This window comes from Enterobacter cloacae complex sp. 397G4 (assembly GCF_050031515.1).
Lineage (GTDB): Bacteria > Pseudomonadota > Gammaproteobacteria > Enterobacterales > Enterobacteriaceae > Enterobacter > Enterobacter hormaechei_C.
The window spans coordinates 4,455,296-4,480,529 of the sequence record NZ_JBLGWE010000001.1 but is presented as its reverse complement, the minus strand read 5'-3'; the positions used below and the strand labels follow the sequence as shown (position 1 = coordinate 4,480,529).

The 25,234-nt window shown below is 56.0% G+C and carries 30 protein-coding genes; 23 read left to right on the top strand and 7 right to left on the bottom strand.

Annotation, left to right across the window (positions count from 1 at the left end; genetic code table 11):
- Positions 1-34: 34 nt before the first annotated feature.
- The 3 genes from ACQG1Y_RS21675 to ACQG1Y_RS21665 are packed head-to-tail and all read right to left on the bottom strand — an operon-like array spanning position 35 to position 2,172.
- Positions 35-904, bottom strand: coding sequence for a phosphoribulokinase (locus tag ACQG1Y_RS21675; protein WP_003861663.1), 870 nt, complete (start codon positions 902-904; stop codon positions 35-37).
- Positions 905-934: 30 nt separating this feature from the next.
- Positions 935-1,153 carry a YheU family protein gene (locus tag ACQG1Y_RS21670; protein WP_014171926.1) on the bottom strand — a complete coding sequence of 73 codons (219 nt, stop codon included), beginning with the start codon at positions 1,151-1,153 and terminating at the stop codon, positions 935-937.
- Positions 1,153-2,172, bottom strand: coding sequence for a hydrolase (locus tag ACQG1Y_RS21665; RefSeq protein ID WP_045907649.1), 1,020 nt, complete (start codon positions 2,170-2,172; stop codon positions 1,153-1,155). Before ACQG1Y_RS21665 ends, ACQG1Y_RS21670 begins: the two co-directional genes overlap by 1 nt.
- Before the next feature lie 228 nt (positions 2,173-2,400).
- On the opposite strand from ACQG1Y_RS21665, the gene mdcA reads away from it, so the two are divergent.
- The 8 genes from mdcA to mdcH all read left to right on the top strand — a co-directional run bounded on the left by mdcA (position 2,401) and on the right by mdcH (position 9,447).
- Positions 2,401-4,056 (top strand): malonate decarboxylase subunit alpha, encoded by a 1,656-nt coding sequence (gene mdcA, locus ACQG1Y_RS21660; RefSeq protein ID WP_015571421.1) that lies wholly within the window; start codon positions 2,401-2,403, stop codon positions 4,054-4,056.
- Positions 4,056-4,913, top strand: coding sequence for a triphosphoribosyl-dephospho-CoA synthase (locus ACQG1Y_RS21655; protein WP_017384166.1), 858 nt, complete (start codon positions 4,056-4,058; stop codon positions 4,911-4,913). Before mdcA ends, ACQG1Y_RS21655 begins: the two co-directional genes overlap by 1 nt.
- A 9-nt stretch (positions 4,914-4,922) precedes the next feature.
- Positions 4,923-5,222 carry a malonate decarboxylase acyl carrier protein gene (mdcC, locus tag ACQG1Y_RS21650; RefSeq protein ID WP_000411786.1) on the top strand — a complete coding sequence of 100 codons (300 nt, stop codon included), beginning with the start codon at positions 4,923-4,925 and terminating at the stop codon, positions 5,220-5,222.
- Positions 5,215-6,048, top strand: coding sequence for a biotin-independent malonate decarboxylase subunit beta (locus ACQG1Y_RS21645; protein WP_368740902.1), 834 nt, complete (start codon positions 5,215-5,217; stop codon positions 6,046-6,048). The genes mdcC and ACQG1Y_RS21645 overlap by 8 nt, the downstream gene beginning before the upstream one ends.
- Complete coding sequence (mdcE, locus tag ACQG1Y_RS21640; protein ID WP_032104009.1) at positions 6,048-6,848, top strand: biotin-independent malonate decarboxylase subunit gamma; 801 nt, start codon at positions 6,048-6,050, stop codon at positions 6,846-6,848. The genes ACQG1Y_RS21645 and mdcE overlap by 1 nt, the downstream gene beginning before the upstream one ends.
- Positions 6,849-6,971: 123 nt before the next feature.
- Positions 6,972-7,931, top strand: coding sequence for an AEC family transporter (locus tag ACQG1Y_RS21635; protein ID WP_000222846.1), 960 nt, complete (start codon positions 6,972-6,974; stop codon positions 7,929-7,931).
- Between the two features lie 2 nt (positions 7,932-7,933).
- On the top strand, positions 7,934-8,551 hold the full coding sequence (locus ACQG1Y_RS21630; RefSeq protein WP_426737047.1) for a malonate decarboxylase holo-ACP synthase: 618 nt from the start codon (positions 7,934-7,936) through the stop codon (positions 8,549-8,551).
- Complete coding sequence (gene mdcH, locus ACQG1Y_RS21625; protein WP_017693877.1) at positions 8,551-9,447, top strand: malonate decarboxylase subunit epsilon; 897 nt, start codon at positions 8,551-8,553, stop codon at positions 9,445-9,447. Before ACQG1Y_RS21630 ends, mdcH begins: the two co-directional genes overlap by 1 nt.
- An 85-nt stretch (positions 9,448-9,532) precedes the next feature.
- On the opposite strand, the gene ACQG1Y_RS21620 is transcribed toward mdcH, so the two are convergent.
- Both ACQG1Y_RS21620 and ACQG1Y_RS21615 read right to left on the bottom strand, forming a co-directional pair.
- Positions 9,533-10,465 (bottom strand): LysR substrate-binding domain-containing protein, encoded by a 933-nt coding sequence (locus ACQG1Y_RS21620; protein ID WP_368740901.1) that lies wholly within the window; start codon positions 10,463-10,465, stop codon positions 9,533-9,535.
- Between the two features lie 15 nt (positions 10,466-10,480).
- A complete protein-coding gene (locus ACQG1Y_RS21615) occupies positions 10,481-12,385 on the bottom strand; it encodes an ABC transporter ATP-binding protein (protein ID WP_023295522.1) in 1,905 nt (634 codons plus the stop codon).
- 132 nt (positions 12,386-12,517) lie between these two features.
- On the opposite strand from ACQG1Y_RS21615, the gene kefG reads away from it, so the two are divergent.
- The 4 genes from kefG to slyD all read left to right on the top strand — a co-directional run bounded on the left by kefG (position 12,518) and on the right by slyD (position 15,773).
- Positions 12,518-13,069: a glutathione-regulated potassium-efflux system ancillary protein KefG gene (gene kefG, locus ACQG1Y_RS21610; RefSeq protein WP_003861686.1), complete on the top strand. Its 552-nt coding sequence runs from the start codon at positions 12,518-12,520 to the stop codon at positions 13,067-13,069.
- Positions 13,069-14,874, top strand: coding sequence for a glutathione-regulated potassium-efflux system protein KefB (gene kefB / locus ACQG1Y_RS21605; RefSeq protein WP_045907652.1), 1,806 nt, complete (start codon positions 13,069-13,071; stop codon positions 14,872-14,874). Before kefG ends, kefB begins: the two co-directional genes overlap by 1 nt.
- Positions 14,875-14,887: 13 nt before the next feature.
- Positions 14,888-15,088, top strand: coding sequence for a YheV family putative zinc ribbon protein (locus ACQG1Y_RS21600; RefSeq protein WP_003861689.1), 201 nt, complete (start codon positions 14,888-14,890; stop codon positions 15,086-15,088).
- Positions 15,089-15,182: 94 nt separating this feature from the next.
- Positions 15,183-15,773 (top strand): peptidylprolyl isomerase, encoded by a 591-nt coding sequence (gene slyD / locus ACQG1Y_RS21595; protein ID WP_003861691.1) that lies wholly within the window; start codon positions 15,183-15,185, stop codon positions 15,771-15,773.
- 51 nt (positions 15,774-15,824) lie between these two features.
- On the opposite strand, the gene ACQG1Y_RS21590 is transcribed toward slyD, so the two are convergent.
- Positions 15,825-16,043 (bottom strand): protein SlyX, encoded by a 219-nt coding sequence (locus ACQG1Y_RS21590; protein ID WP_063138914.1) that lies wholly within the window; start codon positions 16,041-16,043, stop codon positions 15,825-15,827.
- 238 nt (positions 16,044-16,281) lie between these two features.
- Here ACQG1Y_RS21590 and fkpA point away from each other — a divergent pair, with 238 nt between their 5' ends.
- From fkpA to bfr, 11 genes are all read left to right on the top strand, one after another.
- Entirely contained in the window at positions 16,282-17,100 is an 819-nt protein-coding gene (gene fkpA / locus ACQG1Y_RS21585) for an FKBP-type peptidyl-prolyl cis-trans isomerase (protein ID WP_003861695.1), read from the top strand.
- Positions 17,101-17,267: 167 nt separating this feature from the next.
- Positions 17,268-17,990: a helix-turn-helix transcriptional regulator gene (locus tag ACQG1Y_RS21580; protein ID WP_003861697.1), complete on the top strand. Its 723-nt coding sequence runs from the start codon at positions 17,268-17,270 to the stop codon at positions 17,988-17,990.
- Positions 17,990-18,376: a sulfurtransferase complex subunit TusD gene (gene tusD, locus ACQG1Y_RS21575; RefSeq protein ID WP_015571410.1), complete on the top strand. Its 387-nt coding sequence runs from the start codon at positions 17,990-17,992 to the stop codon at positions 18,374-18,376. The genes ACQG1Y_RS21580 and tusD overlap by 1 nt, the downstream gene beginning before the upstream one ends.
- Positions 18,376-18,735 carry a sulfurtransferase complex subunit TusC gene (gene tusC / locus ACQG1Y_RS21570; RefSeq protein ID WP_003861700.1) on the top strand — a complete coding sequence of 120 codons (360 nt, stop codon included), beginning with the start codon at positions 18,376-18,378 and terminating at the stop codon, positions 18,733-18,735. The genes tusD and tusC overlap by 1 nt, the downstream gene beginning before the upstream one ends.
- 7 nt (positions 18,736-18,742) lie before the next feature.
- A complete protein-coding gene (tusB, locus tag ACQG1Y_RS21565; RefSeq protein ID WP_015571409.1) occupies positions 18,743-19,030 on the top strand; it encodes a sulfurtransferase complex subunit TusB in 288 nt (95 codons plus the stop codon).
- Between the two features lie 124 nt (positions 19,031-19,154).
- On the top strand, positions 19,155-19,529 hold the full coding sequence (gene rpsL / locus ACQG1Y_RS21560) for a 30S ribosomal protein S12 (RefSeq protein WP_000246815.1): 375 nt from the start codon (positions 19,155-19,157) through the stop codon (positions 19,527-19,529).
- A gap of 96 nt (positions 19,530-19,625) precedes the next feature.
- A complete protein-coding gene (gene rpsG / locus ACQG1Y_RS21555; RefSeq protein ID WP_003861706.1) occupies positions 19,626-20,096 on the top strand; it encodes a 30S ribosomal protein S7 in 471 nt (156 codons plus the stop codon).
- A 96-nt stretch (positions 20,097-20,192) separates the two neighbouring features.
- Positions 20,193-22,307, top strand: a complete 2,115-nt coding sequence (gene fusA / locus ACQG1Y_RS21550) for an elongation factor G (protein WP_006812195.1) — start codon at positions 20,193-20,195, stop codon at positions 22,305-22,307.
- Positions 22,308-22,376: 69 nt separating this feature from the next.
- Positions 22,377-23,561, top strand: coding sequence for an elongation factor Tu (gene tuf, locus ACQG1Y_RS21545; protein ID WP_017693880.1), 1,185 nt, complete (start codon positions 22,377-22,379; stop codon positions 23,559-23,561).
- 178 nt (positions 23,562-23,739) lie between these two features.
- The gene (gene bfd / locus ACQG1Y_RS21540; protein WP_003863268.1) at positions 23,740-23,934 is read left to right on the top strand and encodes a bacterioferritin-associated ferredoxin; all 195 of its coding nucleotides are present in this window, start codon (positions 23,740-23,742) and stop codon (positions 23,932-23,934) included.
- Between the two features lie 72 nt (positions 23,935-24,006).
- Complete coding sequence (bfr, locus tag ACQG1Y_RS21535; protein ID WP_003863270.1) at positions 24,007-24,483, top strand: bacterioferritin; 477 nt, start codon at positions 24,007-24,009, stop codon at positions 24,481-24,483.
- Here the strand turns inward: bfr and ACQG1Y_RS21530 are convergent.
- Positions 24,467-24,940: a prepilin peptidase gene (locus ACQG1Y_RS21530; RefSeq protein ID WP_017693881.1), complete on the bottom strand. Its 474-nt coding sequence runs from the start codon at positions 24,938-24,940 to the stop codon at positions 24,467-24,469. The genes bfr and ACQG1Y_RS21530 overlap by 17 nt on opposite strands.
- Positions 24,941-25,234 lie beyond the last annotated feature (294 nt).

The window sequence follows — 25,234 nt, the reverse complement described above, 5'->3', positions numbered from 1 at the left end:
GCCCGGTAAGCGCAGCGCCACCGGGCAAAACAATTCACGCGATCTGCTTTCCTTCCATCAGCCGCTGCACCAGCGGTGTCATGATCAGCTCCATTGCCAGCCCCATTTTTCCGCCCGGTACCACTAACGTATTCATGTGCGAAATAAACGAACCCTGTAGCATCGCCAGCAGCCAGGGGTAATCAATGCCTTCCAGGTTGCGGAAGTGGATCACCACAAAGCTCTCGTCCAGGGAAGGGATGCTTTTTGCAGCGAACGGGTTGGAGGTGTCCACGGTGGGGACGCGCTGGAAGTTAATGTGGGTTCGGGAGAACTGCGGCGTCAGGAAGTTGATGTAATCTTCCATGGAGCGCACCACCGAGTCCATGACCGCCTCTCGCGAATGGCCGCGCTCGCTCATGTCACGCGTCAGCTTCTGGATCCACTCAAGGTTAACAATCGGCACCACCCCCACCAGCAAATCCACGTGGCGCGCCACATCGTGCTGAGGCGTCACCACGCCGCCGTGCAAACCTTCGTAAAACAGAACGTCAGTCGGTTCCGGCAGCGGCTGCCAGGGCGTGAACGTGCCGGGGACCTGGTTCCAGGGCACGGCTTCATCGTAGGTGTGGAGATACTTGCGGGACTGCCCGGTACCGCTTTGCCCGTATTCACGGAAGGTTTGCTCCAGCAGGCCGAAGTCATTCGCCTCCGGGCCGAAGTAGCTGATGTGTTTACCCAGATCGCGTGCCTTGCGGATGGCCATATCCATCTCCGGGCGCGTGTAGCGGTGAAAGCTGTCGCCTTCTACCTCTGCCGCCCGTAAGTTAAGCTGGGCGAAGATCTTGCGGAAGGCGAGGCTGGTGGTAGTGGTTCCCGCCCCACTCGAACCCGTAACGGCAATAACCGGATGTCTGGCAGACATAGCAACTCCCTGACTGGAAAAGTGTAAAGATCAGCCGTGAAACGCGTTGCGTGGCATGATATTGACCGTCTCATGCAGTTCGGACCATACCAGCACCACGTCGCCGCTTTTAAGCTGGCGCTTAACATCGTTGACCTTTTGTTCAAGCGAACGTTCATGTTCACCATAATCGGTGCCTTCGCGCAAGACAAAGCTTTCAATCAGATTATCGAGCGTGTCGGGAGAGAGATCCTGCCAGGGAATAATCATTATTTACCGTCCAGATAAGCCGTTAACCAGTCGGGAATACGCGTCTCAAGCCACATTTTTGGCCGACGCAGCGTGCCGCCGACAAAGCCGACGTGTCCCCCGAATTGGGTGAGCTGATACTCCACGTTGGCCGGCAGATGATCGGGCGCCGGAATCGAGTGGTGATCCATAAACGGATCATCTTTGGCGTGGATAATCAGCGTAGGTTTCGTGATTTGGTTCAGTAAAGGCATGGCGCTGCACTGACGGTAATAGTCAATCGCATCGGCAAAGCCGTGAATTTTCGAGGTGATCAAATCATCAAACTCGCGCAGGCGCTTCACGCGTTTGAGCTGTTGCAGCGTCACAGGCAGCGTATCCGGATAGGCCTTCAGCTTGCGCGCGGCGTTGGCTTTCAGCAGGTTGAGCAGGTAGCGCTGGTACACTCGCGAAAACCCCTTTTCCATATGATAGCTGCACTGCTCCAGCATAAAGGGCGCAGACACGATCACCGCCGCATCCAGCGGTACGGCGTCGCTCTCCTTCGCCAGCAGGCAGGCCAGCATATTGCCGCCCAGCGAATACCCCACCGCTGCCGTTGACGCCTCGCCGAAATTGTCTCTTAGCCAGCGCAGGAACCAGGTACCGTCCTCGGTTTCACCCGAGTGATAAATACGTTTCTGACGATTAGGCTCGCCGCTGCATCCGCGAAAATGCATCACTACCCCAAGCCAGCCGCGGGCTTTCGCCGCCTCAATGAGACCGTGTGCGTAAGGGCTGTGCAGGCTGCCTTCCAGACCGTGAAACACCACCAGACGGGGTTTATGTCTGGCCCGATCCGGATCTTCGCTCCAGGCGAGATCCAAAAAATCGCCATCCGGCAAATCCAGCCGTTGCCAGTGCGGGGTGAACTGTACCTTGCGGCGGATCAGGCGCGGCAGCATGGTTTGCAGGTGAGGGTTAGCCACACCGCGCATGGGCACGAACTCTGCGCTCTCTTCGGCTGCAATGTCGAAGTCTGAGGGAATGATTTGGGTCATAAGGGCGATGCTGATTCTTGTCAGAAATTAACTATACCTTCCGAATTGTACCCCGTTTAGCCCGTTTTTCCGAAACATGAACTGATCCCGATCACAAATATTTACCTTGATTATTACTCTCAGGCTAATGATTTGGCTCTACGCTTAATTGATGCCTTTCTCACCAGAGCGCACACTTTACTCAACGTTAAGCAAATCAGAATGATGTGCTGAATCAGGAGGTTAATAATGTTATCTGGGCAAACACCCACCCGGCAATGGAACACCCGACGCAGTGAGAAAGCGCGTCGTCTGGCGTCCGTACCGGTGCAGGGCAAGGTACTGCCAACCGGCGATCTTGTCGCCATGCTGGAAAAACTGATCGCACCAGGCGACAAAGTCGTTCTGGAAGGCAACAACCAGAAGCAGGCGGATTTCCTTTCCCGTTCACTGGCGGAAGTGAACCCGCAAATCGTGCACGATCTGCATATGATCATGCCGAGCGTGGGCCGCAGCGAACATCTGGACATCTTTGAGAAAGGCATCGCCCGCAAGCTGGACTTCTCCTTCTCCGGTACGCAAAGCCTGCGAATCTCCCAACTGCTGGAGGATGGTCAGCTCGAAATCGGGGCGATTCACACCTACATCGAACTCTACTCACGTTTATACGTCGACCTATCGCCAAACGTGGCGCTGATTGCCGGTTTTAAAGCGGACCGCAAAGGCAACCTCTATACCGGGGCGAGTACCGAAGATACTCCGGCGCTGGTGGAAGCCGCCGCATTCCATGACGGCATCGTCATCGCGCAGGTGAACGAGCTGGTGGACGACGAGTGCGACCTGCCGCGTGTGGATATTCCGGGCTCGTGGATTGATTTTGTGGTGGTTGCCGATAAGCCGTTCTTTATCGAACCGCTCTTCACCCGTGACCCGCGCCTGATCAAACAGGAACATATCCTGATGGCGATGATGGCGATTAAAGGCATCTACGCTGAACACCAGGTGCAGTCCCTGAACCACGGGATTGGCTTTAACACCGCAGCGATCGAGCTGCTGCTGCCAACCTACGGCGAACAGCTCGGACTCAAAGGCAAAATCTGTAAACACTGGACCCTGAACCCGCATCCAACGCTGATCCCGGCCATCGAAAGCGGCTGGGTGGAGAGCGTCCACTGCTTCGGCGGCGAGCTGGGAATGGAAGAGTACATCCGCGCCCGTCCTGACGTGTTCTTTACCGGTGCCGACGGCTCCATGCGCTCTAACCGCGCCTTCTGTCAGCTGGCAGGTCAGTACGCGGTCGATATGTTTATCGGCTCCACGCTACAGGTCGACGGTTACGCTAACTCCTCAACCGTGACTCGCGGCCGTCTTTCCGGCTTCGGCGGCGCGCCAAACATGGGCCACGATCCGCACGGTCGTCGCCACGCCACACCGGCCTGGCTGAACATGATCACCGAGCCTGACCCGATGCAGCGCGGTAAAAAGCTGGTTGTGCAGATGGTGGAAACCTTCCAGGCGGGCGTGAAGCCAACCTTCGTGGAAAAACTCGACGCCGTTGAGGTCGCGAAAGCCTCTGGTATGCCGCTGGCGCCGGTCATGATTTACGGCGATGACGTCACCCACGTGCTGACGGAAGAGGGGATTGCTTACCTCTACCGGGCGAAAGATCTGGAAGAGCGTCGCGCCATGGTCGCCGCCGTGGCGGGTATCACCGATATCGGTCTGGGCGTTGACGCCAAACGCGTGGCGGAACTGCGCCAGAGCGGCAAGGTTGTGTATCCGGAAGATATGGGCATTCGCCGCACCGATGCCACCCGTTCGCTGCTGGCGGCAGGTAGCGTCGCGGACCTGGTGGAATGGTCCGGCGGTCTTTACAACCCACCTGCGAAATTCCGGAGCTGGTAATGAAACTTCTGCCCCAGATCCAGGTTGAAGGCGGTGCCGAATGGCTGGCGCGAACCGCCACGCAGTGTCTGATTGACGAAGCACGTTTAAGCCCGAAGCCCGGTCTGGTGGACAGCCGGGGGAACGGCGCGCACCACGATTTATCGCTTGCGCTGATGGAGCGCTCCGCTCACAGCCTGACCCCCACGTTTCAGGCGCTGGCGCAGCAGAGCTGGCAGCGTCCGGCGGATATTGCCCTCAGGCAAACCGTTGGCCGCCTGGGTCGCGAAGGTGAACGGCAGATGATGGCCGCTACCGACGGCGTGAACACGCACCGTGGCGCGATCTGGGCGCTGGGATTGCTGGTGAGCGCGGTGGCGATGCTGGGCGGCGATGCCCGGGCGCAAACCGTCGCGAACACCGCCGCTCAGCTGGCGAAGCTGCCGGATGACGCGGCGCCGAAAGTGTTCAGCAAGGGGTTACGCGTTACGCACCGCTACCGTGTGCCGGGCGCGCGTGAAGAGGCTCAGCAGGCGTTTCCGCACATCATGCAGCGCGCGCTGCCGCAGCTTCGCCTCAGCCGTCTCAACGGCAGCAGCGAAACGCAGGCCAGACTCGACGCGCTGATGGCGATCATGACCTCGCTCACCGACACCTGCGTGCTGTCGCGCGCCGGCATGGAGGGGCTGGACGCCATGCAGAACGGCGCCCGTGCGGTGCTGAACGCCGGAGGATGCGCAACCCTCGCCGGGCAGCAGGCGCTGGCGCGGTTAGACCGTCAGATGCTGGCGCTTAACGCCTCGCCGGGCGGAGCCGCAGACCTGCTTGCCGCCACGCTGTTTCTTGACCGCGCCGAAACGCCCTATTCAAAGCATTAAGAGGATGTTATGGAAAAAATCACATTGACCGTGCCCGCCAGCCGCGAAGTAAGCGGCAGGGCGCTGGCAGGGGTCGTCGGTTCCGGGGATATGGAGGTGCTTTTCACCGCCGAACCGGGCCAGACCTTAACCATTGATATCACCACCTCCGTCGACAACAGCCGCGGGCGCTGGGAGGCATTGTTCAACCGCCTGCAAACCGTCAGCAGCCTGCCCGCCGGTAAGCTGACCATCCACGACTTCGGCGCGACGCCGGGCGTGGCACGCATTCGTATCGAACAGGTTTTTGAAGGGGTGAACCATGCGTGATGACAGCAGCTTTATCGAATTAAAAGCGCGCCAGCGTGCGCAGGCGCTGCTCGACGACGGCAGCTACCGCGAACTGCTGGATCCGTTTGAAGGCATTATCTCTCCGTGGCTTGGGCCACAGGGGATTGTTCCTCAGGCCGATGACGGCATGGTGGTCGCGAAAGGGACCATCAACGGCCAGCCTGCGGTGGTGGTGGCGATTGAAGGCACCTTCCAGGGCGGCAGCATGGGCGAAGTGTCCGGCGCCAAAATGGCGGCAGCGCTGGAGCTGGCGGCGGAAGATAACCGCAACGGCATTCCGACTCAGGCGGTGCTGTGCCTCGAAACCGGCGGCGTACGTTTGCAGGAAGCCAACCTCGGCCTGGCGGCGATTGCCGATATCCACGCCGCGATCGTTGACCTGCGTCGCTATACCCCGGTCGTCGGGATTGTCGCCGGGACCGTGGGCTGCTTCGGTGGGATGTCTATCGCCGCGGCGCTGTGCAGCTACCTGATTGTGACCCGCGAAGCGCGGCTCGGCCTCAACGGTCCGCAGGTTATCGAGCAGGAAGCGGGCATTGAAGAGTATGACTCCCGCGACCGTCCGTTTATCTGGAGCATGACCGGCGGCGAAGTACGCTTTGAAAGCGGGCTGGTGGACGCGCTGGTGGGCGACGGCGTGAACGCGGTGAAAGCCGCGATGAACGAAGCCATCGCCAAAGGCGTACCGGCGAAACATCGCACCGATAACTACGACGATTACCTGAACCGTCTGACGAATTTCGACACCCGCAAACAGGCCGATGCCGAACAGATTAAAGCGCTTTTTGTCCGGGAGGTGAAATGATGACTAACTCAATTAGCCGTGGCGAACTCTGGCTGGAAACTCTGGCCCCGAACGCGAAACGTCTGGAGGGGTTATGCCCGTCCGTGCAGGCCGCAGACGGCGAGCTAAACGGTGAAACGGTGCGTTTTGTCGCCGTGGTGCCGGACGCCAACAACCACTTCCCGCGCGCGGCGCAGGGTGAAGTCGGCCTGCTGGAAGGATGGACGCTGGCAAAAGTGGTCAGCGAAACCGTCGCCGCCGACGCAGATAAAGCCGTGAAGCGCCCGATTGTGGCGGTAATCGACGTCCCAAGCCAGGCCTATGGCCGTCGCGAAGAGGCGTTTGGTATCCACCAGGCGCTGGCCGGCGCCGCTGCCGCCTACGCTAATGCGCGGCTGGCGGGTCATCCGGTGATTGGTCTTATCGTCGGTAAGGCCATGTCCGGCGCGTTTCTGGCGCACGGCTACCAGGCTAACCGTCTGATTGCCTTCAACGATAAAGGCGTGCTGATCCATGCCATGGGCAAAGAGTCTGCGGCGCGCATTACGCTGCGTACCGTTGAGGCGCTGGAAAAACTGGCTGCAACCATTCCGCCAATGGCGTATGACATCAGCAACTACGCCACGCTGGGGCTGCTTTCCGACCTGCTGGATATCAGCAATCCGGATGCCCCTACCGAAAGCGATCTGACGCGGGTGAAAACCACCCTGCAACAGGCCATCAGCGACGCTCGTCAGGACACCACGTTGAAAAACCGTCTGGGTGCTGACAACCGCCGCAGCTCGGCGCTCGTACGTGAACGTATGCGAGCCAGCTGGTAAGTAAAAAGAGACCTGCCAGATGCATCACCCCGTGGGCGCGCCCGTTGCGTCCACGCGGGAACCTGCATCCTGAAAATAATAAACATCGCGCCAGTGCTTAAACTTTTTTACTACAGGTGATTTATGACTTACGTAATTGTTCATGCTCTTGCACCGATTTTCGTCATCATGCTGCTGGGATTCTGGGCCGGCAAGGCAAAGATGGTCGATAACAAAAATGTTTCCCTGCTGAATATCTTCGTGATGGATTTTGCACTCCCGGCTGCGCTGTTCAGCGCCACCGTGCAAACCCCGTGGACCGGCATCGTGGCGCAGTCGCCGCTGATCCTGGTGCTCACCCTGGCGATGTGGATCACCTATGCGGTCATCTACTTCCTCGCGACGAAAGTGTTTAAAAAATCCCCGCAGGATGCGGCCGTGCTGACGCTTACCGTCGCCCTGCCAAACTACGCGGCGCTTGGCCTGCCGATTCTGGGCAGCGTGCTGGGCGAAGGCCCTTCAACCTCACTGTCCGTGGCGGTCTCCATCGCCTGTGGTTCAGTGTTGATGACCCCGTTCTGCCTGCTGATTCTGGAGCGTGAGAAAGCCCGCGCCGAAGGCAATAACTCGGGTTCAACGCTTTCCATGCTGCCGGTGCTGATGTGGCGTTCCATTAAAAAACCGATCGTGATGGGCCCGCTGCTGGGTGTGATCCTGTCCGCTATCGGCATCAAAATGCCGGAGCTGGTACTGGCGGCGATTAAACCGCTGGGACTGTCTGCGACCGCTGCGGCGCTGTTCCTGACCGGGGTGATCCTCTCCGCGCGTAAACTTCAGATCAACACCATGGTGATCACTTCCACTATCGCCAAGCTGCTGATCCAGCCAGCGATCGCCTGGGGTATCGTTTTAATCTTCGGTCTGCACGGCTCCGTGGCGATCACCGCCATCCTGATGATTGCGCTGTCCGCGGGCTTCTTTGGCGTGGTGTTCGGTAACCGCTTTGGCGTGCAGTCGCCGGATGCTGAAGCCGTGCTGCTGTTGAGCTCCGTACTGTGTATCCTGTCGCTGCCGCTGTTTATCTCGCTGACTTCAGGAATGTAATCATGACCACAACATTACGCCCACACGACCTCATCTGGCTTACCGCGCGCGACGCCCTGGAAGGGATTACCGAATCCTGGGTGGACGCGGCCTGGCATGCCGGACTACCGGTAGTGGTGCGGCGTGATGTTGATAATGAAGGCCGTATTCCCGTTGGCGTGCGCGGATTGCGCCGCGACCAGCGGGCGGGCGGATGGGTGACGCCTGAGAACGTGTTGCGCGTGGTGTCGCCCGAAGATTTGAGCGTTGCCGCCGACCTGCTGCGTTCGCCGTTTATCACTCAGCCGCCGGTTCAGGTGGCGCTTCAGCTTGCGCAGCAGTCGTGGCCGTGGACGTGGGGGATAACCGGCAGTACGGGTTACGCGCTGGCGACCGGCATTCCGGTGATCCACGCCGACAGCGATCTCGATCTGCTCATCCGCGCCCCGCGTGCCGTTTCCCCTGAGGCGTTTACTGGCTGGCAGGCTCAGCTCAGCCGTGCGTTGTGCCGGGCGGATACGCAGGTGGACACGCCCGAGGGCGGATTCGCGCTGGCGGAATGGTTACGCGACGGCAAAACGCTGCTAAAAACGCAATGTGGACCGCGCCTGGTGGCGGATCCATGGCACAGGGAGGAGTAATGAAAATACTGTTTACCTTCCCGGGGCAGGGCACACAGCATGAAGGTATGCTGCAAAACCTGCCGGGAACGGAGCTGGAGCAGGCCCGTGCTGTGCTGGGGGCGGAAGTCGATACCCTGGACAGCGCATGCTCGTTAACCCACACCCGTGCGGTTCAGCTTTCGCTGTTGATTGCCGGCGTGGCGTGGGCGCGCGAGCTGGAACGTCGCGGCGTGTCGCCGGATATCGTCAGCGGGCTGTCCATTGGCGCTTATCCTGCGGCGGTTATCGCCGGCGCGCTGGACTTTACGGACGCGCTGAAGCTGGTGGCGTTGCGCGGCGATCTGATGGAGCAGGCGTATCCTCACGGCTACGGCCTGACGGCAATTATGGGGTTGACCCTGCCGCAGGTGGAAAACCTGATTCAGGGGACAGGAACCTATATTGCTAACCTGAACGCCGAAACGCAGATCGTGATTGCCGGAGCCGATGACGGCATGGCGCAGGTGGCGGAGCGCGCCCTGGCAAAAGGCGCGAGCAAGGCTAAGCGGCTGGCGGTGAGCGTACCGTCGCACTGTGAACTGCTGGCGGAACCGGCGCAGAAGCTGGTGGCAGCATTTAATTCGGTCACGCTTTCACGTCCGCGCTGTGCGTACCTGAGCGGCAGTACCGGACGCGTGCTCTGGCAGCCGGAGAAAATTGCCGACGATCTGGCGATGAATATGGCGCGAACCGTGCGCTGGCAGGAGGCGGTGATTTCCGCTAACGAGCGTGAAGCGCGGCTGGCGATTGAGATGCCGCCAGGGGGCATCCTGACCTGTCTGACGCGGCAGGCGGCGTGGGAAGGTGAATCCATTTCGCTGGAGCGCAGCGGGGTGGACGTGGCGGTGCATCTGGCGGGTCGGCTTCGTGCATGAGTTTTTAGCCCGGTGGCGCTACGCTTACCGGGCCTACAATTCGGGAGTAGGCCCGGTAAGGCGCAGCCGCCACCGGGCAATAACATCAGGCACTATCCTGCAAACTTCTGGCATACATCCGCCCTTCGGCGGCCAGCGCGCGCAGGTTCGGATCCTGCTCGCGGTTGCGGGCAAAGACAATCGCAATCAGCTGCTGCATCTGGTACGGCTGCGCCAGCTTCAGTAGCTGCACCGAATTTTCATACACTTTCTTCATCCTGCCCGGCATCAGCGTAAAGCCGACGCCCGCCTGCACCAGGCTGAGCATTGAGAAAATGTCGTTCACCCGGGTAACAATCTCTGGTTCAAACCCGGCGATATGGAACGCTTCCTGGAACCCGGCGTAGGTCGCAAAGCCTTCTGCAAGCGCGACAAATTTCTGATCTTTGTAATCGCGGAGATCCGCTGGCCCGTGGGTATTCAGCGTGGCAGAGGCCGGTGCGGCAAGGAAAATATCGTCATGGAACAGAGGAAGCACTTCGAGGCTGTTACGGTCGATATCGCTTTCGGAAATAGAGATTAAAATCGCATCCAGCGACCCCTCATCCAGCATATGGAGCAGGGTTTCGTTCGAGCCCATCGTCAGATCCATCTCCAGATCCGGACGGCGCAGCTTCATGCCCATTATCAGGCGCGGCACAGTTTCCAGCGTCAGCGAGTAGAGCGTGCCGACGCGCAACCGTCCCTGGCCGATACCGGCGATCTTGCGCGACTCTTCCAGCCCGCGCTCCATCACCTGCATCACCTCCTGACAATACTCCAGCAGCGTCCACGCGGAGGGGAGGGCAATCAGGTTACGCCCTTTGTGAGCAAAGAGCGGGCAGCGGACGTTCTCTTCGAGGGTATGCAGCGCGCGGTGCACGCTGACACCGCTCAGGCCGAGCGTTTCGGCGGTACGTGCGATATTGCCCTTCTCCATGAACGTCATGAAGATGCTGAGCTTACGGAATGTAATCTCGCTCGTGGTATCGAAGCCCATAACCCTCCCGGCGTGTTAGTCGGCTTGCAGCATCGCTTCCAGCTGTTCCTGCGCGTCCAGCCATGCCATTTCGCACTCTTCGAGGCTGGATTTGGCTTTCGCCTGAGTTTGCAGACAGTCCGTCAGCTCCGCTTTGCGGCTCTGATCGTACAGTTCGCTGTCGCCCAGCTTCTCTTCGACGGCAGCAAGCGTGGCGTTGAGCTTTTCCATCTCTTTTTCGAGACGGGCTATCTCTTTACGCAGCGGCTGCGTCTGGGTGCGCAGTTCCGCTTCACGGCGCTTCTGGTCTTTACGCGCCTGGGCGCTGTTGGCGTTGTCTTTCGCTGACTCTTCCGGCTGGTTTTCCTGCTTCTGCACGTCCGTCAGCCACTGCTGGTAATCTTCCAGATCGCCGTCGAACGGCTCCACTTTGCCGCCGTGCACCAGATAGAGATCGTCGGTGGTGGAGCGGATCAGGTGGCGGTCGTGCGATACGACAACCAGCGCCCCTTCGAACTCGATCAGCGCTTCGGTCAGCGCCTGACGCATGTCGAGATCGAGGTGGTTGGTCGGTTCATCAAGCAGCAGCAGGTTTGGACGCTGCCAGACGATCAGCGCCAGCACCAGACGGGCCTTTTCGCCGCCGGAGAAGCGCTCGGTGTTTTCAGTCACCTTATCGCCCTGGAAGCCAAAGCCGCCGAGGTAGTCGCGCAGTTTCTGCTCCATCTCCTGCGGCGCCAGGCGCGCCAGGTGCTGGATCGGCGATTCATCCGCGCGTAAAAATTCCAGCTGATGCTGGGCGAAGTAGCCTAGCTTGATGCCCTTCGCCAGCCCGATTTCGCCGCTGACCGGGTTAAGCTCGCCCGCCAGCAGTTTGATCAGCGTCGATTTACCGGCACCGTTGCGCCCCAGCAGACCAATGCGTGAACCCGGCACCAGGTTGAGCTTGATGGAATCGAGAATAATGCGCTCGGCATAGCCCGCGCTGACCTTCTCCATCTTCAGCAGCGGGTTAGGCAGGCTTTCAGGCTCGCGGAAGCTGAAGTGGAACGGGTTATCCACGTGCGCCGGGGCGATCATCTCCATGCGTTCCAGCATCTTGATGCGGCTCTGCGCCTGCTTGGCTTTTGACGCCTTGGCCTTGAAGCGATCCACAAAGCTTTGCAGGTGCGCCACGCGCTGCTGCTGGCTTTCATACATTGCCTGCTGCTGGGCTAGGCGCGTCGCGCGCTGGCGCTCGAAAGAGCTGTAGTTGCCGGTGTATTCGAACATGCTTTGCTGTTCGATATGAATGATTTTATCCACCACCGGATCGAGGAAGTCGCGATCGTGGGAGATCAGAATCAGAGTGCCCTGATAGCTCTTGAGCCACTTTTCCAGCCAAATAACCGCATCAAGATCGAGGTGGTTGGTTGGTTCATCGAGCAGCAAAAGGTCGGAGCGGCAGATCAGCGCCTGCGCCAGGTTAAGGCGCATACGCCAGCCGCCGGAGAAATCGCTCACCGGGCGTTCAAGCTGTTCGTTGCTGAAGCCCAGACCGTGCAGCAGGCTGGAGGCACGGGAGCGAATGGTCCAGGCATCGATGGCGTCCAGCTTGCCGTGGACGGTGGCGATGGCGTGGCCGTCGTTACGTTCGTTGGCGGCGTTGAGCTCCGCTTCGAGCTTGCGGTATTCACGATCGCCGTCGATAACATAGTCGAGCGCGGGTTCGCTCAGCGCGGGCGTCTCCTGGTTCACCCAGGCGAGCTGCCAGTTGCCCGGGAAGGTAAAGTTACCGCCATCCGCGCTTATCTCGTTTTTCAGCAGCGCCAGCAGGGTGGATTTACCGCAGCCGTTTTTGCCGACCAGCCCCACTTTCTGGCCCGGGTTGATGGTAGCAGTCGCGTTATCCAGCAGGACGCGCACGCCGCGACGAATTTGTAACGAGGAGAAAACAATCATAGAAGCGCCGTATGTTCCGACTATGTTAATTTGTCATTATGATAATGTAAGGTGTGGGCCATTTTCCCCACCGGGCCGCCATGGTAGCCCAAAACGACAACAATACACAAAAACAGAACCGGGAGGGGAGTGATGTCTCAGACAGCGAAAGTGCTGCTGCTGTATGCCCATCCGGAATCACAGGACTCGGTGGCGAACCGGGTGCTGCTTAAGCCGGCCACACAGCTCAGTAACGTAACGGTGCACGATCTCTACGCGCACTATCCTGATTTTTTTATCGATATTCCTTACGAGCAGGAACTGCTGCGTCAGCACGACGTGATTGTGTTCCAGCATCCGCTTTATACCTACAGCTGTCCGGCGCTGCTCAAAGAGTGGCTGGACCGCGTGCTGAGCCGGGGCTTCTCCAGCGGGGTGGGGGGCAACCAGCTGGCGGGAAAGTACTGGCGGAGTGTCATTACCACCGGTGAGCCGGAAAGCGCTTACCGTCACGATGGGCTGAACCGTTACCCCATGAGCGACATTCTGCGGCCGTTTGAGCTGACGGCGGCGATGTGCCGTATGCACTGGATGAGCCCGATTATTATCTACTGGGCACGGCGGCAGGATCCGAAAGCACTGGCGAGCCATGCCAGGGCCTATGGCGAATGGCTGGCGTCACCGATTCCGGCGGGAGGACGCTAATGGACGGTTCGAATTTACTCCTTGCCGGGGTGCTGTTTTTGTTTGCCGCCGTCGTCGCGGTCCCGCTTGCCGCGCGTCTCGGCATTGGCGCGGTGCTGGGCTATTTGCTGGCGGGGATCGCCATTGGCCCCTGGGGGCTTGGGTTTATCAGCGATGTGGATGAAATTCTCCACTTCTCCGAGCTGGGCGTGGTCTTCCTGATGTTTATCATCGGGCTGGAGCTGAACCCCGCCAAGCTGTGGCAACTGCGGCAATCTATTTTTGGCGTCGGGGCGGCGCAGGTGTTACTCAGCGCGGCCATTCTCGCGGGACTGCTGATATTGACGCAGTTTTCCTGGCAGGCCGCGGTGATTGGCGGGATCGGTCTTGCGATGTCGTCGACGGCGATGGCGCTTCAGCTGATGCGCGACAAAGGGATGAACCGCAACGAGGCGGGGCAGCTGGGTTTTTCGGTGCTGCTGTTCCAGGATTTAGCGGTGATCCCGGCGCTGGCGCTGGTGCCGCTGCTGGCGGGCTCCGGAGACGATCATTTCGACTGGATGAAGATTTCCATGAAGGTGCTGGCCTTCGCGGGGATGCTGATCGGCGGACGGTTTTTACTGCGTCCGGTATTCCGGTTTATTGCCGCATCCGGCGTGCGCGAGGTATTCACCGCCGCAACGCTGCTGCTGGTGCTTGGCTCAGCGCTGTTTATGGATGCGCTGGGGCTGTCGATGGCGCTTGGGACGTTTATCGCCGGGGTGCTGCTTGCGGAAAGCGAGTATCGCCACGAGCTGGAGACCGCCATCGATCCGTTTAAGGGGCTGCTGTTAGGGCTGTTCTTTATCTCGGTGGGTATGGCGCTTAATCTTGGCGTGCTCTATACCCATCTGCTGTGGGTTATTGCGAGTGTCGCCGTGCTGGTGGCGGTCAAAACGCTGGTGCTGTATGTCCTCGCGAGGATTTACGGGCTGCGCAGCTCGGAAAGAATGCAGTTTTCCAGCGTGTTAAGCCAGGGTGGAGAATTTGCGTTTGTGCTGTTTTCCACGGCGTCGTCTCAGAAGCTGTTCAAAGATGACCAGATGGCGCTGCTGCTGGTGACGGTTACGCTGTCGATGATGACCACCCCGCTGCTGATGAAGCTGGTGGACAAACTGCTGTCGCGCCGCCTGAATCCCGCAGACGATGAAGATGAAGCGCCGTGGGTGGAAGATGATAAACCGCAGGTGATCGTCGTGGGCTTTGGTCGCTTCGGACAGGTGATTGGTCGCCTGTTGATGGCGAATAAAATGCGCATTACGGTGCTGGAGCGCGATATCAGCGCCGTCAACCTGATGCGCAAATATGGTTATAAGGTGTACTACGGCGATGCGACGCAGCTTGAGCTGTTGCGCTCGGCGGGGGCAGAGGCTGCGGAGTCCATCATCATCACCTGCAACGATCCGGAAGACACGATGAAGCTGGTGGAGCTGTGCCAGCAGCATTTCCCGCATCTGCATATTCTGGCGCGTGCGCGTGGACGTGTGGAGGCTCACGAACTTTTGCAGGCGGGTGTGAAACACTTCTCCCGCGAAACCTTCTCCAGCGCGCTGGAGCTGGGACGCAAGGCGCTGGTTTCGCTGGGTATGCATCCTCACCAGGCGCAACGCGCCCAGATGCATTTCCGCCGGCTGGATATGCGAATGCTGCGTGAACTGATGCCCGTGCACAGCGACACGGCGCAGATCTCCCGCGTTCGGGAAGCGCGTCGCGAACTGGAGGAGATCTTCCAGCGTGAGATGCAACAGGAACGACGCCAGCTCGACGGCTGGGATGAATTTGAATAAAGGGTAACGAAAGATGGCTGTACGTAAACGCTTTATCGCGGGCGCAAAATGCCCATCCTGCCAGGCGCAAGATACGCTGGCCATGTGGCGTGAAAATAATATCGATATCGTTGAATGTGTTAAGTGCGGTCACCAGATGCGTGAGGCCGACAAAGAAGCCCGCGATCACGTTCGCAAAGAAGAGCAAGTGATCGGCATTTTTCATCCAGACTAGCGATATGCTCTGAGTTTTTTTAAGCTTAAGGGTACACGGGTGCAGATTTCCGCTACAATCTGCGCCAGCAATTTTCCCACGCTCAGGAGATATCATGAAAGTAGCAAAAGACCTGGTGGTCAGCCTGGCCTATCAGGTACGTACAGAAGACGGTGTGTTGGTTGATGAGTCTCCGGTGAGTGCGCCGCTGGACTACCTGCATGGTCACGGTTCCCTGATTTCCGGCCTGGAAACGGCGCTGGAAGGCCATGAAGTTGGCGACAAATTCGACGTTGCTGTAGGCGCGAACGACGCTTACGGTCAGTATGATGACAACCTGGTTCAGCGCGTTCCTAAAGACGTATTCATGGGCGTTGACGAGTTGCAGGTTGGCATGCGCTTTCTGGCGGAAACTGACCAGGGTCCGGTGCCGGTTGAAATCACTGAAGTGGAAGACGACCACGTTGTGGTTGACGGCAACCACATGCTGGCGGGTCAGAACCTGAAGTTCAACGTAGAAGTTGTTGCGATCCGTGAAGCGACCGAAGAAGAGCTGGCTCATGGCCACGTTCACGGTGCGCACGGTCACGACCATGACCACGATCACGGCCACGACGGCTGCTGCGGTGGTCACGGCCACGACCATGGTCATGACCACGGCCACGGTAAAGGTGGTTGCGGTAACGGCGGCTGCGGTTGCCACTGATTCCGTACTCCGGAAAATAAAAAAGCGGGATAATCCCGCTTTTTTTACGCCTCAATAATGAGGTGGTGGCGTCTCTTCTGACTGAGAGGCAATGTTTGACGGCTGCGTGGCCTTCAGCTTTTCCGTCAGCAGGCGCATGTGATCGCGCAGTTTTGCCATTTCAAGCTCATGGGCCGTCACGGTCTGATTCAGTTCTTCGATGGTGATGTCCTGAAAAGCCAGGCGGCTTTCCAGCTCAGCCAGTCTCGTTTCGATCGTTGTATCCTTCATCATTCACCTCGTTTATCTCTCATTCGCCATAATGGACCAGCGGCGGCGAAGTTTAGCTGACTTTTTCCTTAAGTACAGTATCCATCTCCCTGACAAGAAACTTATTTAAACAAAAATAGTCTGAAAAGAAGCGACATTCGGGGGAGTCTGTCTGTAGATTTCTTCCGCAACGTTTTATAGTACGTCACTCATTTACGTTTAACACTGGGGTGAGAGACCTCAGGTCCTGGAGATATGGATGAAATCACTGTTTAAAGTTACGCTGCTGGCGACCACTATGGCTGTAGCGCTCAATGCGCCGCTGTCTTTCGCTGCTGATACTGCTGCGAAGCCTGCTGCGACTACAGACAGCAAAGCGGCATTCAAAAATGACGACCAGAAATCCGCCTACGCACTTGGCGCGTCTCTGGGTCGTTACATGGAAAACTCTCTGAAAGAACAAGAGAAACTGGGCATCAAACTGGACAAAAACCAGCTGATCGCAGGGGTTCAGGATGCGTTCGCAGACAAGAGCAAACTGTCTGACCAGGAAATCGAGCAGACTCTGCAAGCGTTTGAAGCGCGCGTGAAAGGCGCCGCTCAGACCAAGATGGAAGCAGACGCTAAAGATAACGAAGCGAAAGGCAAAGCCTACCGCGACAAGTTCGCTAAAGAGAAAGGCGTTAAAACCTCTTCTACTGGCCTGATCTATAAAGTTGAGAAAGAAGGTACCGGCGACGCGCCTAAAGACAGCGACACCGTTGTGGTGAACTACAAAGGTACGCTGATCGACGGTAAAGAGTTCGATAACTCTTATACCCGCGGTGAGCCTCTCTCCTTCCGTCTGGATGGTGTGATCCCGGGCTGGACCGAAGGCCTGAAGAATATCAAGAAAGGCGGTAAAATCAAGCTGGTCATCCCACCGGATCTGGCTTACGGCAAAACCGGCGTTCCGGGTATCCCGGCTAACTCCACGCTGGTATTTGATGTAGAACTGCTGGACATCAAACCGGCGCCGAAAGCGGATGCGAAAACAGACGCACCGGCTGACGACAAAGCCGCAGCAGCTAAGAAGTAATCCTGAAAAAAACCGCCGCCTTTACAGGCGGCGGTTTTTTTATTGCGGGGCAGATATAATTAACACTGGAAAGCGTTATACACGCTGTATTAATTTAGTTGTCCGTGTAGATAATGAGCCTGCCCTGAAAACCTAACGACAGGCTCCTGAAAAGGAGTGTTTTTTTCATGTCCAGGTCGCTTTTAACCAACGAAACCAGTGAACTTGATTTGCTGGATCAACGTCCATTTGACCAGACCGACTTCGATATTCTGAAATCCTACGAAGCGGTAGTGGACGGGTTAGCGATGCTCATTGGTTCCCACTGCGAAATCGTATTGCATTCCCTGCAAGATCTTAAGTGTTCCGCTATCCGCATTGCGAATGGTGAGCACACTGGCCGTAAAATTGGCTCGCCAATCACCGACCTTGCATTGCGTATGTTGCATGACATGACCGGCGCGGACAGCAGCGTCTCAAAATGCTATTTCACCCGCGCCAAAAGTGGCGTGCTGATGAAATCAGAAACGATCGCGATTCGAAATCGCGAACACCGGGTAATCGGTTTGCTGTGCATCAACATGAACCTTGATGTGCCATTCTCGCAAATCATGAGCACCTTCATCCCGCCAGAAACGCCGGACGTGGGCTCATCGGTGAACTTTGCTTCTTCGGTTGAGGATCTCGTGACCCAGACGCTGGAGTTCACCATTGAAGAGGTGAATGCCGATCGCAATGTATCCAACAACGCCAAGAATCGTCAGATCGTCCTGAACCTCTATGAGAAAGGGATTTTTGATATCAAAGATGCCATCAACCAGGTGGCCGATCGCCTGAATATCTCCAAACACACGGTTTACCTCTATATTCGCCAGTTCAAAAGCGGCGACTTCCTGGGACAAGACAAGTAATGCGTTTTGCGTTAATGGTGACGGGCCCGGCGTACGGTACCCAGCAGGCCAGCAGCGCGCTACAGTTTGCCCATGCGCTGCTTGATGCCGGTCATGAACTTGCAAGCGTCTTCTTTTATCGCGAAGGCGTATATAACGCGAACCAGTTTACGTCTCCGGCGAGCGATGAGTTTGACCTTGTGCGCGCCTGGCAAAAATTAAACGAAACGCAGGGCGTTGACCTGCATATCTGCGTCGCGGCGGCACTGCGTCGCGGCGTGACGGATGTGACCGAAGCCGAACGCCTCGGTCTGGCGGGGGCTAACCTGCAACCGGGCTTTTCGCTCAGCGGACTGGGTGCCCTGGCACAGGCGGCGTTGACCTGCGACAGAGTGGTGCAATTTTGATGAAGCGCGTAGCGTTTGTTTTTACTTCTGCGCCGCATGGCAGCGCTTCAGGCCGGGAAGGGCTGGATGCATTGCTCGCGACATCGGCTTTAACCGAAGATATCGGCGTCTTCTTTTTAGGCGATGGCGTATTCCAGCTTCTGGCAGGCCAACAACCGCAGGCCATTCTTGCGCGCGACTACATTGCGACCTTCAAAGTTCTGCCGCTCTATGACATTGAAACCTTCTATGTGTGCGCCGACTCGCTGGCCGCGCGTGGGTTAAACGAGAAAACACCGTTCGTGCTGGACGTGACGATCCTGACATCTGCTGCGCTGCGCGAACAACTCTCTCACTACGATACCGTTCTGACTTTCTGAGGCTGTCATGCTCCATACCCTGAGCCGTTCACCGTGGCAATGCGATATCGACACGTTACTGAGCATGCTGCGCGAAGGTGATGATCTGCTGCTGATTCAGGATGGCGTGCTTGCGGCGCTTGAAGGCAGCCGTTTTGTTGAAATCCTCGCTAATGCCCCCATAACAGTCTCTGCGCTGAAAGAGGATCTGGATGCGCGGGGTCTTTCTGGTCAAATTTCAGCCAAAATTGACGTGGTTGGCTATACTGATTTCGTCAATCTTACTGTGACGCACGCCAGTCAAATGAACTGGTGATTTGAGATCGCTGTATATTTCTTGACACCTTTTCGACGTAGCCCTAAAATTTCGCGTCCTCATATTGTATGAGGTCGTTTTATTACGTGTTTACGAAGCAAAAGCTAAAACCAGGAGCTATTTAATGGCAACAGTTAACCAGCTGGTACGCAAACCACGTGCACGCAAAGTTGCAAAAAGCAACGTGCCTGCGCTGGAAGCCTGCCCGCAGAAACGTGGCGTATGTACTCGTGTATATACCACCACTCCTAAAAAACCAAACTCCGCACTGCGTAAAGTATGCCGTGTGCGTTTGACTAACGGTTTCGAAGTGACTTCCTACATCGGTGGTGAAGGTCACAACCTTCAGGAGCACTCCGTGATCCTGATCCGTGGCGGTCGTGTTAAAGACCTTCCGGGTGTTCGTTACCACACCGTTCGTGGTGCGCTGGACTGCTCAGGTGTTAAAGACCGTAAGCAGGCTCGCTCCAAGTACGGCGTGAAGCGTCCTAAGGCTTAATGGTTCTCCGTTAAGTAAGGCCAAACTGATTTATCTTAATGTCAAACTAAACTCGTAGAGTTTTGGACAATCCTGAATTAACAACGGAGTAATCCCATGCCACGTCGTCGCGTCATTGGTCAGCGTAAAATTCTTCCAGATCCGAAATTCGGATCAGAACTGCTGGCAAAATTTGTAAATATCCTGATGGTAGATGGTAAAAAATCTACCGCAGAAGCAATCGTATACAGCGCGCTGGAGACCCTGGCTCAGCGTTCTGGTAAAAATGAACTGGAAGCCTTCGAAGTCGCTCTCGACAACGTGCGCCCGACTGTAGAAGTTAAGTCTCGCCGCGTTGGTGGTTCTACTTATCAGGTTCCAGTTGAAGTTCGTCCGGTTCGTCGTAATGCTCTGGCAATGCGTTGGATCGTTGAAGCTGCTCGTAAACGCGGTGATAAATCCATGGCTCTGCGTCTGGCGAACGAACTTTCTGATGCTGCGGAAAACAAAGGTACCGCAGTTAAGAAACGTGAAGACGTTCACCGTATGGCAGAAGCCAACAAGGCGTTCGCACACTACCGTTGGTAATCCCTTCGGAGTCGTAGTCACCAGGCGGGCGCTTCAGAGAAGCCGCCCGCTCTGGGTAACTTAACTGAACGCCTAAAGATATAAACGAGGAATCAAATGGCTCGTACAACACCCATCGCACGCTACCGTAACATCGGTATCAGTGCGCACATCGACGCCGGTAAAACCACTACTACCGAACGTATTCTGTTCTACACCGGTGTAAACCATAAAATCGGTGAAGTTCATGACGGCGCAGCCACCATGGACTGGATGGAACAGGAGCAGGAGCGTGGTATTACTATCACCTCCGCAGCGACTACTGCATTCTGGTCAGGTATGGCTAAGCAGTACGAACCGCATCGCGTAAACATCATCGACACCCCAGGGCACGTTGACTTCACCATCGAAGTAGAACGTTCCATGCGTGTTCTTGACGGCGCGGTAATGGTTTATTGCGCAGTTGGTGGTGTTCAGCCACAGTCTGAAACCGTATGGCGTCAGGCAAACAAATATAAAGTTCCACGCATCGCGTTCGTTAACAAAATGGACCGTATGGGTGCTAACTTCCTGAAAGTTGTTGGCCAGATCAAAACCCGTCTGGGCGCGAACCCTGTTCCGCTTCAGCTGGCAATTGGTGCTGAAGAAGGTTTCACCGGCGTTATCGACCTGGTGAAAATGAAAGCCATCAACTGGAACGAAGCAGATGCGGGCGTTACCTTCGAATACGAAGATATCCCGGCAGAGATGCAGGACCTGGCTGACGAATGGCACCAGAACCTGATCGAATCCGCAGCAGAAGCTTCTGAAGAGCTGATGGAGAAATACCTGGGTGGTGAAGAACTGTCTGAGCAAGAGATCAAATCTGCTCTGCGTCAGCGCGTTCTGAACAACGAAATCATCCTGGTAACCTGTGGTTCTGCGTTCAAGAACAAAGGTGTTCAGGCGATGCTGGATGCGGTAGTTGACTACCTGCCATCCCCGGTTGACGTTCCTGCCATCAACGGCATCCTGGACGACGGTAAAGATACTCCGGCTGAGCGTCACGCAAGTGATGACGAGCCGTTCTCTGCACTGGCGTTCAAAATTGCTACCGACCCATTCGTGGGTAACTTGACCTTCTTCCGCGTTTACTCTGGTGTGGTTAACTCCGGTGACACCATCCTGAACTCCGTGAAAGCGGCGCGTGAACGTTTTGGCCGTATCGTACAGATGCACGCTAACAAACGTGAAGAGATCAAAGAAGTTCGTGCGGGCGACATCGCTGCTGCTATCGGTCTGAAAGACGTGACCACTGGTGACACCCTGTGTGACCCGGATCACCCGATCATTCTGGAGCGTATGGAATTCCCTGAGCCGGTAATCTCCATCGCAGTTGAACCAAAAACCAAAGCTGACCAGGAAAAAATGGGTCTGGCTCTGGGCCGTCTGGCGAAAGAAGACCCATCATTCCGCGTATGGACTGATGAAGAATCTAACCAGACCATCATCGCTGGTATGGGTGAACTGCACCTGGACATCATCGTTGACCGTATGAAGCGTGAATTCAACGTTGAAGCGAACGTGGGTAAACCTCAGGTTGCTTACCGCGAAGCGATTCGCGCGAAAGTTACCGATGTTGAAGGTAAACACGCTAAGCAGTCTGGTGGTCGCGGTCAGTACGGTCACGTTGTGATCGACATGTACCCACTGGAGCCGGGCTCTAACCCTAAAGGTTACGAGTTCATCAACGACATCAAAGGTGGTGTAATTCCTGGCGAATACATCCCTGCCGTTGATAAAGGCATCCAGGAGCAGCTGAAAGCTGGTCCTCTGGCTGGTTACCCGGTTGTAGACATGGGTGTTCGTCTGCACTTCGGTTCTTACCACGACGTTGACTCCTCTGAACTGGCGTTTAAACTGGCTGCGTCTATTGCCTTTAAAGAAGGCTTTAAGAAAGCAAAACCAGTTCTGCTTGAGCCGATCATGAAGGTTGAAGTAGAAACTCCTGAAGAGAACACCGGTGACGTTATCGGTGACTTGAGCCGTCGTCGCGGTATGCTGCGTGGTCAGGAATCCGAAGTAACTGGCGTTAAGATCCACGCTGAAGTTCCGCTGTCTGAAATGTTCGGATATGCAACTCAGCTGCGTTCTCTGACCAAAGGTCGTGCATCATACACTATGGAATTCCTGAAGTATGATGATGCGCCGAACAACGTTGCTCAGGCCGTTATCGAAGCCCGTGGTAAGTAATCCACAGGATTAAAACCTAAGTCCCGTGCTCTCTCCGAAGGGGAGAGCACTATAGTAAGGAATATAGCCGTGTCTAAAGAAAAATTTGAACGTACAAAACCGCACGTCAACGTTGGTACTATCGGCCACGTTGACCATGGTAAAACTACCCTGACTGCTGCAATCACCACCGTACTGGCTAAAACCTACGGCGGTGCTGCTCGTGCTTTCGACCAGATCGATAACGCACCAGAAGAAAAAGCTCGTGGTATCACCATCAACACTTCTCACGTTGAGTATGACACCCCGACTCGCCACTACGCACACGTAGACTGCCCAGGCCACGCCGACTATGTTAAAAACATGATCACCGGTGCTGCGCAGATGGACGGCGCGATCCTGGTTGTTGCTGCGACTGACGGCCCTATGCCTCAGACTCGTGAGCACATCCTGCTGGGTCGTCAGGTAGGCGTTCCTTTCATCATCGTGTTCCTGAACAAATGTGACATGGTTGATGACGAAGAGCTGCTGGAACTGGTAGAGATGGAAGTTCGTGAACTGCTGTCTCAGTACGATTTCCCAGGCGACGACACTCCAATCGTTCGTGGTTCCGCGCTGAAAGCGCTGGAAGGCGAAGCAGAGTGGGAAGAGAAAATCATCGAACTGGCTGGCTACCTGGATTCTTACATCCCAGAACCAGAGCGTGCGATTGACAAGCCATTCCTGCTGCCAATCGAAGACGTATTCTCCATCTCCGGTCGTGGTACCGTTGTTACCGGTCGTGTAGAGCGCGGTATCATCAAAGTTGGTGAAGAAGTTGAAATCGTTGGTATCAAAGAGACTGCGAAGTCTACCTGTACTGGCGTTGAAATGTTCCGCAAACTGCTGGACGAAGGCCGTGCTGGTGAGAACGTTGGTGTTCTGCTGCGTGGTATCAAACGTGAAGAAATCGAACGTGGTCAGGTTCTGGCGAAGCCAGGCTCAATCAAGCCACACACCAAGTTCGAATCTGAAGTGTACATTCTGTCCAAAGACGAAGGCGGCCGTCATACTCCGTTCTTCAAAGGCTACCGTCCACAGTTCTACTTCCGTACAACTGACGTGACCGGTACCATCGAACTGCCAGAAGGCGTAGAGATGGTAATGCCAGGCGACAACATCAAGATGGTTGTGACGCTGATCCACCCAATCGCGATGGACGACGGTCTGCGTTTCGCAATCCGTGAAGGCGGCCGTACCGTTGGCGCGGGCGTTGTTGCTAAAGTTCTGGGCTAATTAATTATCCCTGAAATAAAAAGGACGCTCCGGCGTCCTTTTTTGTTTTCTGCCGTTGGGGCATTGTCATAAAAATTCGCATTTTTTGCTTTCTCCCGCCACGTATTCCGACGCCCGCGCTATTGTAATCATAACCATTCTCACTTACACTTTGCGCATATTTTGAACGGGAGTCTTTATGTACGTTTGTTTATGTAATGGTGTAAGCGACAAAAAAATTCGTCAGGCCGTTCGCCAGTTTCAACCACAATCTTTCCAGCAGCTTCGCAAGTTTGTTCCGGTGGGAAATCAATGCGGTAAATGCGTTCGCGCAGCGCGTGAGATCATGCAGGACGAACTGATGCAGATCCCGGAATTCAAAGAGATCGCGTAAGCCTCTATCTTTTTTTTGACATCCCCGTAGCCCGATCTACGCTTCAATGAGTGGAAGCGGAGGGACTATATAATGAAAGGTGATGTTAAAATCATAAGTTATCTCAATAAATTATTGGGAAATGAGCTTGTCGCAATCAATCAGTATTTTCTCCATGCAAGAATGTTTAAAAACTGGGGACTGACTCGCCTCAACGATGTTGAATACCATGAGTCCATTGATGAAATGAAACACGCCGATAAATACATTGAGCGTATTTTATTCCTCGAAGGCATTCCTAACCTACAGGATCTCGGAAAACTGGGCATCGGAGAAGATGTCGAAGAGATGCTGCGTTCTGATCTCCGGCTGGAGCTGGAGGGTGCAAAAGATCTGCGTGAAGCCATTGCCTATGCGGACAGCGTACATGACTACGTCAGCCGCGATATGATGATCCAGATCCTGGCTGATGAAGAAGGGCACATCGACTGGCTTGAGACCGAACTGGATCTCATTAGCAAAATTGGCCTACAGAACTACCTTCAGTCTCAGATCAAAGTGGAAAGTTAATCAGGCTTTCCCAGCCAACGCATAAACCCGCTGCCGCCAGAAATGGCCCAAAAGGCAGTGGGTTTTTTAATGCCTGCTTATCAGGGGTAAACAACGAGAAAGCAACCAGATACAGCAGAGCCATTAACGCGGCCACTAATGCCAGTATTGGTAGTACACACCAGCCATGCCATGCCCCCAGCGCCGCCAGATATTTTATGTCGCCATATCCCATCCCTTCACGTCGGCAGATGAGACGGTATCCCCAATAGATAATGGCGAATCCGGCGTATCCTGCCATCGCACCCACTACCGCGCTCGGCAAAAAATCAGGATGGAGACAAAGCTGGTAGAGCAGGCCCGTCCATAGCAGCGGGCAAAGAAATTTATCGGGAAGAAGCCCCGTGCGAATATCGGTGCGAACAAGCAAGGCCGATAACGCAAAATAGATCAGCAGAAAGGGGAGGGACAGTAGCATAGCGAGAGCCTCAAAATGGTTTGAGCGCATACTCGTAATAATCTGCATGCCCGGCAATGTGTAAAAACAGCAATTGCGTAGCGGCTTCAGACAAAGAGTTGAGAAGGGATACTTTGCATAAAAAATTGCGCGGCCTTACGTATAGTACGTCTTTGGCGCTTAATTTCTAAACGGCACTTGCGTCTTTCTCTGATTTACGTATAATGCGCGGGCTTGTCGTAATTGACGGCGGGTTCAATCTGAACCAGAGTAGCTCACTTTGTTACTCAACAATGCTCCCAATTGGGGAGCTAC